Source organism: Pseudomonas sp. ICMP 561, from assembly GCF_002699985.1.
GTDB classification, from domain to species: Bacteria; Pseudomonadota; Gammaproteobacteria; order Pseudomonadales; family Pseudomonadaceae; genus Aquipseudomonas; species Aquipseudomonas quasicaspiana.
Map to the genome: position 1 here is coordinate 1 of NZ_LKBT01000024.1, position 17,040 is coordinate 17,040.

At 57.6% G+C, this 17,040-nt stretch carries 14 protein-coding genes and 1 tRNA gene; 4 read left to right on the forward strand and 11 right to left on the reverse strand.

What is annotated here, in order from left to right; genetic code table 11:
• Window positions 1–274 precede the first annotated feature (274 nt).
• Window positions 275–955 (reverse strand): response regulator, encoded by a 681-nt coding sequence (locus tag AO242_RS18530; protein WP_099269882.1) that lies wholly within the window; start codon window positions 953–955, stop codon window positions 275–277.
• Between the two features lie 24 nt (window positions 956–979).
• Entirely contained in the window at window positions 980–1,690 is a 711-nt protein-coding gene (locus AO242_RS18535) for a Crp/Fnr family transcriptional regulator (RefSeq protein ID WP_099269883.1), read from the reverse strand.
• A gap of 83 nt (window positions 1,691–1,773) precedes the next feature.
• Between AO242_RS18535 and AO242_RS18540 the strand changes: the two genes are divergently transcribed.
• Window positions 1,774–2,298, forward strand: coding sequence for an Mpo1 family 2-hydroxy fatty acid dioxygenase (locus AO242_RS18540; protein ID WP_099269884.1), 525 nt, complete (start codon window positions 1,774–1,776; stop codon window positions 2,296–2,298).
• Window positions 2,299–2,415: 117 nt separating this feature from the next.
• Here AO242_RS18540 and AO242_RS18545 read toward each other — a convergent pair whose 3' ends face one another.
• The 6 genes from AO242_RS18545 to dibA form a co-directional block, all read right to left on the reverse strand.
• Window positions 2,416–3,402, reverse strand: a complete 987-nt coding sequence (locus AO242_RS18545) for a sulfate/molybdate ABC transporter ATP-binding protein (RefSeq protein ID WP_099269885.1) — start codon at window positions 3,400–3,402, stop codon at window positions 2,416–2,418.
• A gap of 3 nt (window positions 3,403–3,405) precedes the next feature.
• On the reverse strand, window positions 3,406–4,278 hold the full coding sequence (cysW, locus tag AO242_RS18550) for a sulfate ABC transporter permease subunit CysW (RefSeq protein WP_027898479.1): 873 nt from the start codon (window positions 4,276–4,278) through the stop codon (window positions 3,406–3,408).
• A gap of 13 nt (window positions 4,279–4,291) precedes the next feature.
• On the reverse strand, window positions 4,292–5,113 hold the full coding sequence (gene cysT, locus AO242_RS18555) for a sulfate ABC transporter permease subunit CysT (protein ID WP_027898478.1): 822 nt from the start codon (window positions 5,111–5,113) through the stop codon (window positions 4,292–4,294).
• A 173-nt stretch (window positions 5,114–5,286) separates the two neighbouring features.
• Window positions 5,287–6,294, reverse strand: a complete 1,008-nt coding sequence (locus tag AO242_RS18560) for a sulfate ABC transporter substrate-binding protein (RefSeq protein WP_099269886.1) — start codon at window positions 6,292–6,294, stop codon at window positions 5,287–5,289.
• 171 nt (window positions 6,295–6,465) lie between these two features.
• Window positions 6,466–6,648 (reverse strand): sulfur starvation response protein OscA, encoded by a 183-nt coding sequence (oscA, locus tag AO242_RS18565; protein ID WP_003170956.1) that lies wholly within the window; start codon window positions 6,646–6,648, stop codon window positions 6,466–6,468.
• A 449-nt stretch (window positions 6,649–7,097) separates the two neighbouring features.
• A complete protein-coding gene (dibA, locus tag AO242_RS18570; protein ID WP_099269887.1) occupies window positions 7,098–9,014 on the reverse strand; it encodes a phosphodiesterase DibA in 1,917 nt (638 codons plus the stop codon).
• Between the two features lie 154 nt (window positions 9,015–9,168).
• On the opposite strand from dibA, the gene desA reads away from it, so the two are divergent.
• The gene (gene desA, locus AO242_RS18575; protein WP_027901283.1) at window positions 9,169–10,353 is read left to right on the forward strand and encodes a delta-9 fatty acid desaturase DesA; all 1,185 of its coding nucleotides are present in this window, start codon (window positions 9,169–9,171) and stop codon (window positions 10,351–10,353) included.
• 138 nt (window positions 10,354–10,491) lie between these two features.
• Window positions 10,492–11,478: a GGDEF domain-containing protein gene (locus AO242_RS18580; RefSeq protein WP_027901284.1), complete on the forward strand. Its 987-nt coding sequence runs from the start codon at window positions 10,492–10,494 to the stop codon at window positions 11,476–11,478.
• A 311-nt stretch (window positions 11,479–11,789) separates the two neighbouring features.
• Here the strand turns inward: AO242_RS18580 and AO242_RS18585 are convergent, their stop codons facing one another.
• The 3 genes from AO242_RS18585 to gabD form a co-directional block, all read right to left on the reverse strand.
• Complete coding sequence (locus AO242_RS18585; protein ID WP_176560663.1) at window positions 11,790–13,133, reverse strand: HDOD domain-containing protein; 1,344 nt, start codon at window positions 13,131–13,133, stop codon at window positions 11,790–11,792.
• Window positions 13,134–13,569: 436 nt separating this feature from the next.
• Window positions 13,570–14,850 (reverse strand): 4-aminobutyrate--2-oxoglutarate transaminase, encoded by a 1,281-nt coding sequence (gene gabT / locus AO242_RS18590; protein WP_027901286.1) that lies wholly within the window; start codon window positions 14,848–14,850, stop codon window positions 13,570–13,572.
• Window positions 14,851–15,024: 174 nt separating this feature from the next.
• Complete coding sequence (gabD, locus tag AO242_RS18595; protein ID WP_027901287.1) at window positions 15,025–16,467, reverse strand: NADP-dependent succinate-semialdehyde dehydrogenase; 1,443 nt, start codon at window positions 16,465–16,467, stop codon at window positions 15,025–15,027.
• Window positions 16,468–16,819: 352 nt separating this feature from the next.
• Between gabD and AO242_RS18600 the strand changes: the two genes are divergently transcribed.
• Window positions 16,820–16,896 (forward strand) — tRNA-Arg (locus tag AO242_RS18600).
• Window positions 16,897–17,040 lie beyond the last annotated feature (144 nt).

A 17,040-nucleotide genomic window follows, 5' to 3' on the forward strand; every position in this document is an offset into this window, starting at 1 on the left:
CCGGGTAGCAGTGTTCAAAAAGCGGGTTGAAAGTAGGGGCGAGTCCATACATAGGACCGGCTTTAGCCGGGAGAGCGGTGGTTCTGGCGAAGAAGGTTTGTCGGATGTTCCGACGTCCTCCCGGCTGAAGCCGGTCCTACAGGGATAGGACCGGCTTTAGCCGGGAGAGCGGTGGTTCTGGCGAAGAAGGTTTGGCGGATGTTCCGACGTCCTCCCGGCTGAAGCCGGTCCTACAGGATTGCGCGGTCTCTGTGGGAGTAAGGCTTGCCCGCGATCACCGCAAATCAAACGCCTCATCATCCAGCAACGCCAGTTGATAGCCGTCATCGCCCACCGCGTGAATCAGCTTGGGCAGATAGCGTTCGTCGATTTTGGAGCGCAGGCGCTGGAGGGCGACGGTAACCGGACGAGGATCGTCATCAAAAATCTCTGCTGCGATTTGCTTGCGGGTAAGGACTTCGCCCTGGCGGCTCGCAAGTAGCTGCAACAAGGCAAACTCCCTATCCCCCATGGAAATCCGCTGGCCGCCACGGCTGACACGTTGCAACGTCATGTCGATTTCCAGATCAGCAATGCTGATGCTGGCCGCGTCGCCTGTCGGGCCGCGACGCAGTAACCTGTGCACACGGGCCAACAGCTCTTCGTAGCTGAAGGGCTTGAGCAGGTAATCATCAACGCCAAGCTCCAGACCGCGCAGACGGTCTTCGATGGCATCCGGAGCGGTCAGGAACAACACCGGCGTTTCGCCGCGCTTACGGATCAGCTGCAACAGTTGCCAGCCATTGAGGCCGGGCAGCATGACGTCGAGAATGATCAGGTCGTAGTGTTGCTCTTCAACGAAATGGCGACCGTCCAGACCGTTGAGCGCCACGTCCAGGGTAAAACCCGACTCGGCAAAGCCTTCGGCCAGCTCGTTCGCCGTGCTGGCATCGTATTCCACTAACAGCAGCCGCATGCATCACCTCGATTGTTCAGGCCTTCAGCATAACGATTTGGCGCGCAGGGCGTTGGCCGCTTTACGTAATTTGACCACATCGAAGATTTCCACCTGCTCGTCTACCAGACGCAGGATCTTGCGTTGATGCAGGTCCTGCAATACTTCAAGCAGCTCTTGTGGCGAGAGGTCCGCGGTGCGCTGCGCATCAATTTCGGCAAAGCTCATCAAACGTCGCGCATGACTGAGGTGACCATAACCTTCAGCCAGCATCAACAAACGCCAGGCCACGCGAGCCTTGGCGGGCAGCAATTTGATGCGCTCCGGGCGCAGCAGGTTGATGCCCATTTTCTGGCTGAGCAGGTCGGCGAAAGGGCGCCAGTGAGCAGGGTTTTTCTCCAGCAGTTCGTTGACCACCGGGTGTGAAACGTGAAGAAAGATGCTCTGTTCCATGGAGTAGACATCAAATCGACGAGGCATGCCGTCGAACAACGAGACTTCACCGAACCAGTAAGGCATGCGGATGCGCTCAAGACGCGGCACCAGACGTTGATCGGCAGCACCGCCGAAGCGAACGGCCCCCTCTACCAGCGCATACAACCCGCAAGGCTCGTCCCCCTTTTCGAACAGGAATTTACCCGGTGTCTTGCGCGTCTGGCGAGCAGCGTCCAACAAGCTATCCTGCAAGGCGGCAGGCAGATGACTGAACCAAGGGTCGTTCATTAATCGCGAGCGCCATCCAGCTCCATTTGTCATGTATTGCTCCCTGTTACTGCTGATCACATCGCGTTAAAAACGAAACCGTAGCAGAATCGTTTATCGCTCAAAGAGGAATAATAATGAAAACCCTCACCGACCACCTCAGTCAATACGCGGCCTACCACCGCGACTCGCGGAATATCGCGACACACTTTGTAGGAATTCCACTGATCGTCGTTGCCGTCACGGTGCTGCTGTCCCGCCCGGGCTGGATAATGGGCGGCTTTTGGCTCTCCCCCGCAGCCGTGGTCGCGGCAGCCTCGGTGATCTTCTATTTACGCCTTGACCGGCAGTTCGGCGTGTTGATGGGCGCGCTGCTGGGCCTTTGCCTGTGGGCAGGCGCCATCCTCGCGCAACAGGCGACCATGGTCTGGCTCAGCGCCGGGGTGGCTTTGTTTGTGGTGGGCTGGATCATTCAGTTTGTCGGCCATTACTACGAAGGCCGCAAACCGGCATTCATCGATGACATCAGTGGGCTGATTATCGGGCCATTGTTTGTGGTGGCTGAACTGGCATTTCTGATGGGGCTGCGCAAGCCGTTGCAGCATGCGATTGAAGAAAGATCAGGGCCCGTGCGCAAGCGGGATTTGAAGCCGGTGGTTTGATAGAAAACCACACCTCGTAGGACCGGCTTCAGCCGGGAGAGGGCCTGTACATTCACTGCATATACCTTGTCAGGAATGGTGCCCTCCCGGCTGAAGCCGGTCCTACAAATGAATCACCTAAATATTCGCAACCTTCTGCCAGACCTTCGGCTTGAAGAACAGCGTTTCGCCACGCGCCAGGCCGGTCAGGCTGTCGTGGTCTTTCACCACTTCGGCCTCGATCAGTTCACTCTGGCCTTCGACCTTCAGGGTGATCCGGGTGGTCGCGCCCAGCGGGCGGATGTCGCGCACTTCTGCCGCGTGGTGGTCTTCCAGTTCCGAACGTGACAGCGACACTTCATGCGGACGGAACAGCACCTGCTCTTCGCCTACATGCAGGCGGTTGGAGTCGCCCAGGAAGTGGTAAACGAAATCGCTGGCAGGGTTTTCGTACACCTCGCCCGGCGAACCGATCTGCTCGATCACCCCTTTGTTCATGACCACGATGCGATCCGCCACTTCCATGGCTTCTTCCTGGTCGTGTGTCACGAAAACCGAAGTCAGGTTGATATCTTCGTGCAGACGCGCCAACCAGCGACGCAGCTCTTTACGCACCTTGGCATCCAGTGCACCAAACGGCTCATCCAGCAGCAACACTTTGGGCTCTACCGCCAGGGCGCGGGCCAAGGCGATACGCTGACGCTGGCCACCGGACAACTGCTCCGGATAGCGATCAGCCAGCCAGTCCAGCTGGACCATGTTCAGCAGCTCATGAACCTTGACCGCGATCTGGCTTTCATTCGGGCGCTGATTCTTGGGTTTCATGCGCAGGCCAAATGCGACGTTGTCGAACACGGTCATGTGACGAAACAGCGCGTAGTGCTGGAACACAAAACCGACGTTGCGATCACGCACGTCATGGCCGGACACGTCTTCACCGTGGAACACGATACTGCCGTCATCGGGCGTTTCCAGACCGGCAATGATCCGCAGCAAGGTGGTCTTGCCGCAACCGGAGGGACCTAGCAACGCCACCAGCTCGCCACTCTGGATGTCCAGATTGATGCTGCTCAGGGCTTTGAAGGCATTGAAGTTCTTGCTGACATTACGGACTTCGATTGACATGAATTATTCCTCCGCCGCACTTTGGCGCAGACGGTTAATGCGCGCTTCGCTCCACTGCTTGAGCAGCAGGATAAACAGCGCAAGGATCAGCAACAGGCTCGCCACGGCAAAGGCTGCGACGTGGTTGTACTCGTTGTAGAGAATTTCGACGTGAAGCGGCAGGGTATTGGTGACGCCGCGAATGTGACCGGATACCACCGAGACCGCCCCGAACTCACCCATGGCCCGGGCGGTACAGAGCACCACACCGTAGATCAAGCCCCATTTGATATTCGGCACCGTCACGTACCAGAACATTTGCCAGCCATTGGCGCCGAGCAGACGTGCCGCTTCTTCTTCCTGAGTGCCCTGCTCCTGCATCAGCGGGATCAACTCACGGGCCACAAACGGCACGGTGACGAAGATGGTCGCCAGAATAATGCCCGGCAAGGCGAACACGATCTGGATGTCGTGATCCTGCAACCACGGACCGAAGAAGCCTTGGGCTCCGAACATCAAGACGTAGACCAGACCGGCAATCACCGGCGAGACCGAGAACGGCAGGTCGATCAACGTCACAAGGATGCTTTTACCCCGGAACGAGTATTTGCTCACACACCAGGCAGCGCTGACGCCGAAGACCAGATTGAGCGGGACCGATATGACCACCGCGATCACGGTCAGCTTGAGGGCCGACAGCGCGTCGGGTTCCAGAATCGCCGTGAAAAAAGCGCCGAGGCCGTTTTTCAAACCTTGGGACACCACGATAAAAAGCGGCAAGCCCAGGAACAGCAGAAACACCAGCCAGCACAGGATGATCAGAATCCGGCGCGACACCGCGCTGCCACGGCGGGCAGCGTTAGCGGAGGCGGCGGCTGAAACAGATGAATGGGACATGTTCTGCGCCTCCTCAGGATGGGGTTTCGATACGCCGCTGCAGCAAGTTGATCAGCAGCAACAGAACGAAGGAAACCACCAGCATCATCACGCCGATCGCTGTCGCGCCGGTGTAATCGTACTGGTCCAGCTTAACCATGATCAGCAGCGGCAGGATCTCGGTTTTCATCGGCATGTTGCCCGCAATGAAAATCACCGAACCGTACTCGCCCACGCCCCGGGCAAACGCCAATGCGAAACCGGTCAGCCAGGCAGGCAACAAGGCCGGTACGAGAATATGACGGAACACTTGCAGCGGACGCGCGCCAAGACAGGCAGCAGCCTCTTCGACTTCACGGGGAATATCGGCCAGTACCGGCTGCACCGTACGCACCACAAAGGGCAACGTAACGAAGGTCAGCGCAAGGGTGATACCCAGTGGCGTGTAAGCGATTTTGAAGCCGAGATCAGCAGCGAACTGCCCGACCAGACCGTTAGGTGCGTAGAGCGCGGTCAAAGCGATACCGGCGACAGCGGTGGGCAACGCGAATGGCAGGTCGATCATTGCATCGATGATCTTGCGCCCCGGGAAGGTGTAACGCACCAACACCCAGGCCAGCAGAACACCGATCACGCCATTGATGACAGCGGCATAGAACGCTGCGCTGAAGCTCAGTTTCAGAGCAGCCAGCACGCGTGGTGCGGTGATGATTGCCCAGAATTGATCCCAGGTCAGCTGAGCGGCATGGATGAACATGGCCGCCAGCGGAATTAGCACAATCAGACTGAGGTACACCACGGTGTAACCCAGCGTCAGCCCGAAGCCGGGTATGACGGGAGAAATGCGACGTGACATAGAAGTCCTTGGTTAACACACGGAACCCGCAAACGAGTGCGGGTCCTATAGTTCAGCAGTCAGCGAATAGCTGCTGCAGGAGCGCGCTTGCCCGCGAAAAATCTGACGACCACCAAAAATGTGTCTGATTGGATGGCCTCATCGCGGGCAAGCGCGCTCCTACAGAGCCTGTGTTACTGAGGCGTGTAGATCTGGTCGAAAATGCCGCCGTCATTAAAGAATTTCGGCTGCGCAGTTTTCCAGCCGCCGAAGTCTTTGTCGATAGTCAGCAGATCCAGTTTCGGGAACTGTTTTTCGTACTTGGCAGCGACTTCCGCGTCACGTGGACGGTAGAAGTTCTTCGCTGCGATTTCCTGCCCTTCCTTGCTGTACAGGTGCTTCAGGTAAGCCGTCGCGATTTCGGTGTTGCCTTTCTTCTCGGCGTTCTTGTCGACAACAGCCACAGGTGGCTCAGCCAGAATCGACAGCGAAGGTACGACGATGTCGAACTTGTCCGCGCCGCCGTCTTCTTTCAGCGCCAGGAACGCTTCGTTTTCCCACGCCAGCAGCACGTCGCCCTGACCGTTGTTAACGAAGGTAATGGTCGAACCGCGAGCGCCGGTGTCCAGAATCGGCACGTGCTTGAACAGCTCTGTCACGTATTCGTTGGCTTTGGCTTCACTGCCACCGGTTTTCAGACCATAGCCGTAGGCCGCGAGGAAGTTCCAGCGAGCGCCGCCGGAAGTCTTCGGGTTAGGCGTGATGACAGAAACGCCTTGCTTGGTCAGATCGCCCCAGTCCTTGATGCCTTTCGGGTTGCCTTTACGCACCAGGAAAACGATGGTGGACGTGTAAGGCGTGCTCGCGTCCGGAAGACGGGTCTGCCAGTTCTCCGGCAGGCTTTTGCCGAGTTTGGCGACTTCATCGATGTCACCAGCCAGTGCCAGCGTTACGACGTCAGCGCGCAGACCATCAATGACTGAACGCGCTTGCTTGCCTGAACCACCGTGGGATTGCTTGATATCAACCTTGTCGTCCGGATGGGACTTTTTCCAGAAGTTGACGAACTCAGCGTTGTATTCCTGATACAGCTCGCGAGTGGGGTCATACGAGACGTTCAACAGCTCGTAATCCTTTGCAACTGCAGAACCGGCAAATACGGCACTGGCAAGTGCGGCCAGCGCATAACGGCGAATGGACATGGGTCAAGCTCCTGGAAATCTGGTGGTGTTGTTGGCTTTTTCTAATTTTATTGTGACGCTACGCCCCGTAGGACCGGCTTTAGCCGGGAGGAGGCAGGTACATACGCTGCATTTCCTTTGTCAGAAATGTCGCCCTCCCGGCTAAAGCCGGTCCTACAGGTAATCTGTGAATCAGCTCGGTTTGTTACCCGGATTCTGCAAACGAAACTTTTCCTTGCGTTCGATCTGCACGACCTGCGCGTTGTGCACGGTGATTTCAACGGCCCCGAAACGCAGATCGCGAAGCGCACTCTGAATCTCGCGCAGAATCGCTGCTTCGTCCTGACCGTCAACGCTACGCAGAGATGCACTCATGATCGAACTCCTTGAAATTGATTGGCCTGCAGCCGCGACCGCGTGAATCTGCTAATGGCATGGAGGCAATCTTAGAGACGTGCGGATATTCTTAAAAATACTATTTAAGAATCTACATATAACCAAAGTGCATTTACTGCCCAGTCAGGACCGACATTGCCGCGTAGGACCGGCTTTAGCCGGGAGAGCGTATTTCCAGATCTGCGATATTTAGCGCACCTATCGACGCCCTCCCGGCTAAAGCCGCTCCTACGGGTTGCGTTGATGAGCCATGACGTGTGTTGGGTGATTGATTCCCCTCTTTGTAGGAGCGCACGAGCACCGCGAGGCCGCGATAGCGGTGTGTCAGGCTGACCGCCATCGCTGCCTCGCGGTGCTCGTGAGCTCCTACAGGGTGTTTTCATTTCTGTGGTTAGCAGGCAGTTGCACGGAACTGCCAGATCGATTGGCTAAAACCCCGGCGCGTGCGCCCAGTCAATCTGCTCCGCCGGCATTGGCCGTGCGAACCAGTAGCCCTGGCCCATCGGGCAATTGTTGGCCAGTAGAAACGACGCCTGATCCACCGTCTCGATGCCTTCAGCCAGCACCCGCATGCCCATGCTTTGCGCGAGGGAAATGATCACTCGCACGATAGCGATATCGTCTTCATCGCCGGGCAGCCCGGCAACGAAGCCCTGATCGATTTTCAGCTTCTGCACCGGCATGCGCTTGAGGCGTAGCAGGGATGAATAACCCGTGCCGAAATCGTCGATGGCCAGACTCAGCCCCAATTCGCGCAGCCGGTGCATCTGCTCGATGGCTTGATCCGGGTCATCCATGACCGCGCTTTCGGTCACTTCCAGCTCCAGATGCGCGGGGTTCAGCCCGGTGTCGCTCAACACCTTCGCCACCCGCTCAACCAGATGACCACTGGCAAACAGACGACTGGAGATGTTGACCGCCACAAAGGAAATATCCACGCCCGCTGCCAGCCAGGCACACATCTGCTGGCAGGACGTGTTCAACACCCAGGCATCCAGCTCGGCAATCAAACCACTCTGCTCGGCGATGGGGATGAACTCCCCGGGTGACACCAGCCCCCGCTCCGGATGCTCCCATCGCACCAGTGCTTCGACGCCCAGGATGCGGCTGTTGTGCAGGTTGTGAATCGGCTGATAGAACACCCGCAGCTCATTTCGCTCAATGGCACCCCGCAACTCGCTGGCCAGATGCACCCGCTGCTGGGCGTGGGCGGTCAGCTCCTCGGTATAGAGAGCATAGGTCTCGCGACCATCACCTTTGGCTTTGAACAACGCCGAGTCTGCGTTGCGCAGCAGCTGCGCGGGACTGGCTGCGTCCTCAGGGAACAAACTGATCCCGACGCTTGCGCTAATGAACAGCTGTCGGTTCTCCAGCACGAACGGGGTTTTGAAGCCGTCCAGAATCCGCTGGGCATACCCGGCCACCTGCACCACTTGCTGGCAATTCTCGATCAGCAATGCAAACTCGTCGCCGCCCAGCCTTGCCAGCGTCATGTCGTTATCGAACAAAGACCTGAGCCGCTCGGCGACCGCTTTAAGCACGTCATCACCGACGTTATGCCCGAGGCTGTCATTGATGTTCTTGAAATGATCCAGGTCGATCAACAACAGCGCACAGCCGCGCTTGCTGGAACGGGCATAGCTCAGTGCCTGGGTCGTGCGGTCAATGAACAGCAGACGGTTGGGCAAATTCGTCAGGGGGTCGTAATGAGCGAGCTGTAACAAGTCCTGCTCGGAACGCTTGATGGCAGTGATGTCGGAAAAGACCGCGACGAAGTTTTTTATCTCGCCGCTGTCACTTTTCACGCTACGAATGCTTTGCCATTGCGGATAAACCTCACCGCTTTTACGCCGGTTCCAGATCTCGCCGCTCCATTGCCCGGCGCTGAAGATCGAGCGATACATCTGCCGATAAAATTCCGGGCCATGGCGACCGGATTTGAATTTGCTCGGGTTGGCGCCCAGCACTTCGTCCAACTGGTAGCCAGTAATTTCCATAAAGGCACGATTGACGTGGACGATTTTCCCATCGCCATCAGTGACCACCACGCCTTCCAGCGTGCTGTCGAAAACAGCGGCCGCCAGGCGCAGTCGCTCATGGTCTTCGCGTTGTCGGCGCAGCGTGAGTTCGATGCCCATGAAGCGCAGTAACTGGCTACGAGCCACGAAGATAAAAATGGCGCTGACCGCCACCCAGACGTAACCGCTCATCTGTTGGGCAAACTTCAATCGAGCCGGATTTTCGATCAAAGCGGGTAGCCAGTGATCGCTCATGACGAACCAGAGAATGGATAAAACCCCGTAAAACAGGGATGTTCGCAGTGCGTCACGCGAAGAGTCAGTCATAAGAAAGCTAGTAACCTTATGAGGTGCGGGATTAAAGATTAGGAAACATCTGGCGACTCTTATCTCCAAGGCCGACTGGTTTTATCTGGCGGCTCAGTGATAATGCGCACTGTTGGTTTTTTTTCAAAGCGTCTTTTCGAGGGCCCTATAGCCTATGTGGTACAACGGTTTGCTTGACCTTTCCGTCTGGCAGTTAGTAGCAGTCACGCTGGCGATGACCCATGTGACGATCGTCGCCGTCACAATTTATCTCCACCGCTACTCCGCCCACCGCTCCCTGGAGCTGAATGCAGGTCTGAAACACTTCTTCCGCTTCTGGCTGTGGCTGACCACGGCGCAGAACACCCGCGAGTGGACGGCCATCCACCGCAAACACCACGCTAAATGCGAAACCGTCGATGACCCGCACAGCCCGGTCGTCAAAGGGCTTTCTACTGTACTGCGCAAGGGTGCGGAACTGTATCGGGCCGAGGCAGAAAACCCGGACACTTTGCGAATTTACGGCAAAAACTGCCCGGAAGACTGGATCGAACGCAAAATCTACACGCCTTACCCGTTACTCGGCGTGGCGATCATGGCGGTCATCGACCTGCTGCTGTTTGGCGCACTGGGCATCACCGTCTGGGCGATCCAGATGATGTGGATTCCGTTCTGGGCCGCAGGCGTCGTGAATGGCCTGGGGCATGCCGTGGGTTATCGCAACTTCGAATGCCGCGATGCGGCGACCAATCTGGTGCCGTGGGGCATCATCATTGGCGGCGAAGAACTGCATAACAACCATCACACCTACCCGAATTCGGCCAAGCTGTCGGTCAAGAAGTGGGAATTCGACATCGGCTGGGCGTGGATCAAAGTGTTCAGCGCCTTGCGTCTGGCCAAGGTCCAGCGGGTCGCACCCATCGCGCACCGCGTCGAGGGCAAAGGCAGTATCGACATGGACACCGCCATGGCGATCCTCAACAACCGGTTCCAGATCATGGCTCAGTACCGCAAGCTGGTGATTGGCCCGTTGGTCGCCCAGGAACTGGCCAAAGCCGATGCTTCGGTACGCCACCAATTCCATCGCGCCAAGCGGTTGCTGTCCCGTGAAACCAGCCTGCTGGATGACAAGCACCATCTGCGCATCCAGACCATGCTGGAACACAGCCACGCGTTGAAAGTGATCTACGAAAAGCGCCTGGCCCTGCAACAAATCTGGGTCAAGACCAGCAGCAACGGCCACGACATGCTGGCTGCCATGAAAGACTGGATCCACGAAGCCGAGGCCAGTGGTATCCAGTCCCTGCGTGACTTCGCCGACCAGCTCAAAACCTACTCGCTGCGCCCTGCGCACGCTTGAAGCCACTGATCAGCGCGCCTCAATTGGGGCGCGCCTGATTTGAACTTCACCTCCTAAATCCACTCAGAACATCTGCCCGCGACCCCGTGCGGGAAATGTTGTGGCTGTGCGCCGCACCTTATTCTGAGATGCAGTGCCATGGACAACAAAACTCTACTGACACCCAATATTGATACCCCCGCCGCCGCGGAGACGCTACTGGCGCTGATGCACGCCCAGGCAGAGGTCGCACGCCTGAGTGAGCGTGAGCAGCTGTTCAGCTCGCTGCTGGTCAGCGTCAATGCCGTGCTCTGGGCATTCGACTGGGCTACCCAGCGGATGATCTACGTCAGCCCGGCTTACGAACGCATCTTCGGTCGCTCTGCGGGTTTACTGCTGGCCGACTATGGCGAATGGCGCGACAGCATCTACCCCGATGACCTCAACTACGCTGAGCGCAGCCTCAACGAAGTTATCGAGAAAGGCGCTGTGGAAGATCGCGAATACCGGATCATCCGTGCCGACGGCGAAGTCCGCTGGATCAGCGATAAATGCTTCGTGAGTCACCAGACCGACGCCGAGCAGCGTCTCGTCGTGGTGGGCATCGCAGAAGACATTACCGAAAAGAAAGAGCTGGAAAGCGAGCTGCAGCGCCTGGCAACCACCGACGTACTGACGCAAAGTAGCAACCGTCGGCACTTCTTCGAATGCGCCCAGCGCGAATTCGAACTGGCTCGCCTGCACGGCACGCCGTTGGCGTTTCTGTTGCTGGACATCGATGACTTCAAACTGGTCAACGACACCTACGGTCACCAGGAAGGCGATCTGGTGCTGCAGAAAATCGCTGAATGCGGCAGGACCACGCTACGGCGCGGCGACCTGTTCGGACGTATTGGCGGCGAAGAGTTTGCTGCAGTGTTCCCAGGCTGCGCGCCAGACATGGCCAAGCAAATCGCCGAACGCCTGCAGCGGGAAATCCAGCGCCTGAGTTTCCAGCGCGGCGACAAAAGCTTCGGTATCACCGCCAGCCAGGGCCTGACCAACATGGGTGAGGATGACCAAAGCCTGGAAATCCTCTACGCCCGTGCCGACGCGGCGATGTACCAGGCCAAGCGTCAGGGCAAGAATCAGATTGTGTTGGTGTAGGTAATTCGCGCAAGAGCCTGTTAGAGCGAGGCTTGCCCGCGATGAACGATTACGCGCCATGACTGACAAACCGCAGCGCCTGAATCGCGGGCAAGCCTCGCTCCAACAGACTTGCGGCGCCCTGTAGGAGCCGAGCTTGCTCGCGATGAACGATAACGCGCCACAACTGATACACCGCAGCGCCTGCATCGCGGGCAAGCCCGGCTCCCACAGTAAATCTCAGTCCCGTTGGAGCGAGGCTTGCCCGCGAAGAACGATTACGCGGTTTGACTGACAAACCGCTATCGCGGCCTCGCGGTGCTCGTGCGTTCCTACAGGTCGGTGTTTGCTTCAGGCTCCGCCTCCGGCGCACCATCCAGCAGATCCGGACCTTCATCCTCGTCATCAGCCAATGTTTCCACCACCAGCCCCACCGGCGCTGCCAGCAGACTTGGATCAGTCACACCAGTCAGCTTCTTGCGCAAGCGCTGCAAGTCCGCGACAGTCAGTTTCAACAAGCGGGCAGGCTTGGTTTTGAGCAACGTCGTCACGCTGTCCTCGTCACCCAAACGCGCCATATGCCCGGCCAGGTTCATGACCAGCACTTCGCGGGTATAAACCCCGGTGTTGTACTGATAAACCGACGACGTCAGCTCCCGCAACTCAAGCGGCAAACGCCAGCGGACACGCAATGCCGAACCGTAAGCCGCCGAGTACTGCTCCAGCGCTTTTTCGATCTGTTGATCATCCAGCTTGCCGCCAGCCAACAACCACTCCTGCAAACAACCCAGCACCGCCAGATCGCCCAGTGACAGCAGCAGCCCTGCACAGAAACAACGTTCGGGGTCGACCTCAAGCATGCCCGCCAACACCCGGGCGTATTCCGCAGTACGTTGCGACATCTCCCAGAACTCGCTGGCCTTCATCTGCAACGCATTGTTGGTCAGGATCGACACACGCTTCTTGGTCAAACCCGAAACAATGCTGGCACTCTGGGGAGCCCCCAGAAGCGCCAGCGCCGCACCCAGCGTCTGTACAGGCTTGACCAGATGCTTGGCCGCCGTATTGGCAGCAGCAATCAGCACTGCAGTGATATGCGGGTCAGCGCGCAACTCCTGCTCAAGCAACACAGCATCGACGCTACTCCCGACCTGACTAAGCTTCAGCGCAGTGGCGACATCCACAAACAACGGCGCACCGTCAGCTGTGTCCCGATGTTTTTCAAGGTACTTGCTCAGCGTCTGACCCGGTGCGAGCGCTGGCACGGCACCCGGCACCGGACACGCCAGCAGCAAGCCTTCAAGACGTTGGCGCAGCTTTTCAGTGTCCAGCGGCTTGGTCAGGTAAGCGGTTGGCGCCAACGGTACAACCTCGCGAACACTGGCCGTGTCACCGCGGTTGCTGATCAGGATAAAAGGCAATGGAGGCTGACGACGCAAACCGCGTACGCCACGCAACAGGCTTAAACCATCGATAACAGGCAACTCTCTGGCTGCGATGATCAGATCAGGAATGTGTTTCTTCATGAACTCGACGGCCTGCTTGCCATCGCTGCAAATCTCGAGCGCAACGTCGTCACGCACGCTCAGGATCAACTCACTGAGCGTTTCACGAATCCATGGATCGGACTCAGCAATCAATACCCGAGGTCCCGCAGGCAAATCTACAGCTGTCATCAGAACTCTCTCGTCGAGCAACTCATAACCAATGAACTGAAATGTATCTCTATGAACCGACCTTACTGCATCCGTTGAACTGGAATGCAGCTCCTATCAAACAAAATATACCCCCCTGAATAAGCGGGTTTCCGTAGGACCGGCTTTAGCCGGGAGAGGGCCATTACATTCACACAGTAGTCTTCGCCTGAAGTAATGTCCTCCCGGCTAAAGCCGGTCCTACGGCTCCTAGCCTGCCAGGCGACAACGCCGTATCAGGAGCATCGAAACAAATAGGCCAAGATCCCCTTCCATCAATGCACCCACCTTAGCCAATGCATACGAAGGGATATAGATAAAAACCCTCATTTACCCCTTTTAGACGCAAAAAAACCCGCCGAAGCGGGTCTTTTTTGTCTGTTTGGTCACATTTTAATCAATTGCGACCCTGGCATTTTCACGCCAGCTCAGCGAAACATTCTTCGATGATTGCCAGACCTTTATCCAGTTGCTCGTCCGGCGAGGTCAGCGGTACCAGCACGCGCAATACGTTGCCGTAGGTGCCGCACGACAGCAGGATCAGACCCTTGTCGCGAGCCTTGGCCACAACCTGCGCAACAGCAGCGGCGTTTGGCTTGTGGGTGTCGCCGTTTTCGAACAGCTCAACCGCGATCATCGCACCCAGCGCACGGACTTCACCGATCACTGGATACTTGGCTTGAATGGCTTTAAGGCCAGTAACCAGACGCTCGCCGACCGCTTTGCAACGATCCAGCAGATGCTCTTCTTCAAAGACCTGCAACACCGCCAGCGCAGCAGCACACGCCACCGGGCTACCGGCATACGTGCCGCCCAGACCGCCAGGGGCAATGGCGTCCATGTATTCAGCTTTACCGCACACACCGGCCAACGGGAAACCGCCAGCGATGGATTTAGCAAACGTAGTCAGGTCAGCCGTAACGCCCATCTGCTCCATGGCGAAGAACGTACCGGTACGACCCGCGCCCGTTTGCACTTCGTCAGCGATCAGCAGGATGCCGTGCTTGTCGCACAGCTCACGCAGGCGTGCCATGAACGCTTTCGGCGCGACGTAGAAACCACCTTCGCCCTGAACCGGCTCGATGATGATTGCCGCGATGTCTTTAGGCTCGGCGTCGTTCTTGAAGATACGCTCGATGCTGGCGATGGAATCGTCAACGCTGATGCCATGCAGTTCACACGGGTACAGCGCACGGAAGATACCGCCCGGCATCAGGCCCATGCCTGCCGAGTAAGGCACGACTTTACCGGTCAGGCCCAGGGTCATCATGGTGCGACCGTGGTAAGCGCCAGTGAACGCGATCACGCCAGCACGGCCAGTAGCTGCGCGAGCGATTTTCACGGCGTTCTCTACCGCTTCGGAACCGGTGGTGACCAGCAGGGTTTTCTTGGCGAAATCACCTGGCACCTTGGCGTTGATCTTTTCGCACAGCTCAACGTACGGCTCGTAGGCCAGCACCTGGAAGCAAGTGTGAGTCAGCTTGGTCAGTTGCTCTTGCACGGCGGCAATGATTTTCGGGTGCAGGTGACCGGTGTTCAGTACGGCGATACCGCCCGCGAAGTCGATGAACTCACGACCTTCAACGTCGGTAACCGTAGCGTTCTTCGCGGACTCGGCGAAGATCGGGTGAATCTGGCCAACACCGCGTGGAACAGCGGCTTCGCGGCGTTGCATCAATTCTGCGTTTGTCTGGGACATGTTTCCTCATTCGCCGCTCATCGGTCGGCGTGGTTCAAGGATCAAGTGGTGGATCAACACGTGACAGCATTCGATGATCGACTGTCACGGCCTCCAGCCACCAAAAAGGTTTGGGGTGCCACTAAAAACCGCCGAAACGTCGCTCTCGCGCCCCGGCGGCTGCAAACCCCTGCGTTAAACCGACAGGCAGAGGTATTTGATTTCCAGATAATCTTCGATGCCATACTTCGAGCCTTCACGGCCCAGGCCCGAGGCCTTGATGCCACCGAACGGCGCGACTTCGTTGGAGATCAGGCCGGTGTTGATACCCACCATGCCGTACTCCAGCGCTTCAGCCACGCGGAACACGCGGCTCATGTTCTGGGCATAGAAGTACGACGCCAGACCGAACTCAGTGTCGTTGGACATGGCGATCACTTCAGCTTCGTCTTTGAAGCGGAACAGCGGAGCCAGCGGGCCGAAGGTTTCTTCTTTGGCTACGGCTGCATCTTTGGACACGTTGACCAGAATGGTCGGCTCGAAGAAGTTACCTTCGATGCTGTTACCACCGAACAACACTTTCGCGCCTTTGCTCACCGCGTCGGCAATGTGCTCTTTAACCTTCGCCACAGCCTTGCCATCGATCAGCGGGCCAGTGGTGGTGCCCTCTTCCAGACCGTTACCGATCTTCAGCTTGGCCACAGCGACCTTGAGCTTTTCAGCGAACGCATCATAAACCGCGTCCTGCACGTAGATCCGGTTGGCGCAGACGCAGGTCTGACCGTTGTTGCGGTACTTGGAAATGATCGCGCCTTCGACGGCCTTATCCAGGTCCGCGTCGTCGAACACGATAAACGGCGCGTTGCCGCCCAGTTCCAGCGAAACCTTCTTGATGTCCTTGGAGCATTCAGCCATCAACTGGCGACCAATCTCGGTCGAGCCCGTGAAGGACAGCTTGCGCACGATCGGGTTACCGGTCAGCTCGCTGCCGATGTCACCAGCGCTGCCAGTGACAACGCTGAACACGCCCGCCGGAATGCCTGCACGCTCAGCCAGTTCAGCCAGCGCCAGTGCGGAGTAAGGGGTTTGCGAAGCAGGCTTGAGCACCATGGTGCAACCGGCAGCCAGCGCCGGGCCTGCTTTACGGGTGATCATCGCAGCCGGGAAGTTCCAGGGCGTAATCGCGGCGGTCACACCAATCGGCTGCTTCAGCACGATCAGGCGCTTGTCCGGCTGATGGCCCGGAATCACATCGCCGTAAACGCGCTTGGCTTCTTCAGCGAACCACTCAATAAAGGAAGCTGCATAACCGATCTCGCCTTTAGCCTCGGCCAGCGGCTTGCCCTGCTCCAGCGTCATCAGGCGAGCCAGGTCATCCTGATTCTCGATCATCAGCTCAAACCAGCGACGCAGCTTGTTGCCACGGTCCTTGGCGGTGAGTGCACGCCAGGCGGGCAACGCCTTGTCAGCCGCTTCAATCGCACGACGGGTTTCAGCAGCGCCCATCTTCGGCACTGTGCCCAGGACTTCATCCGTTGCCGGGTTGTTGACCTTGATCGTCTCGCCATTGTCCGCATCCAGCCAGGTGCCATTGATATAGGCTTGCTGGCGGAACAACGTGGAATCTTTGAGCTGCATGTCGGCCTCCGCTTTGATATACCGAAAATGCGCCGCACACCGGCGGTGCAAGTTTTTGATCGTACAAAAGGCGCCTCGAACAAGGCCGCCATCAGGAAATCATTCGCCGGCCCCCGCAACGCAGAGTCACAAAGTGCAGGAAAACCGGACAAGAGCGTTTGAAATCTCAAACGAATCCTAGGGACTGCTAGGGCAAAGGACAATAGGCCGTTCGAAAAAAAGAACGCAATTGCCGACATCAGCCGGATTTTCTGATCAACGTCGTCCAAACACCTTGAAACGTGCAAAATCTACAACAGCACACACCAGCATGGACGCCCGCCAACCAGATGAGTATCATGGCGCCCGCATTGCACCAGTAGCTCAGCTGGATAGAGTACTGCCCTCCGAAGGCAGGGGTCGTGGGTTCGAATCCCGCCTGGTGCACCATATTTGATTTCAGGGCTGATTAGCAGACTGAGATTATCCAAAGCCCGCCTTGTGCGGGCTTTGTTGTTTTTGCCATATAGATTGGTCAAGTAAAGCGCAAAAGCTTCCAAAAAAGGCTCGGCACCCCCACCTAGGCAGCATAAT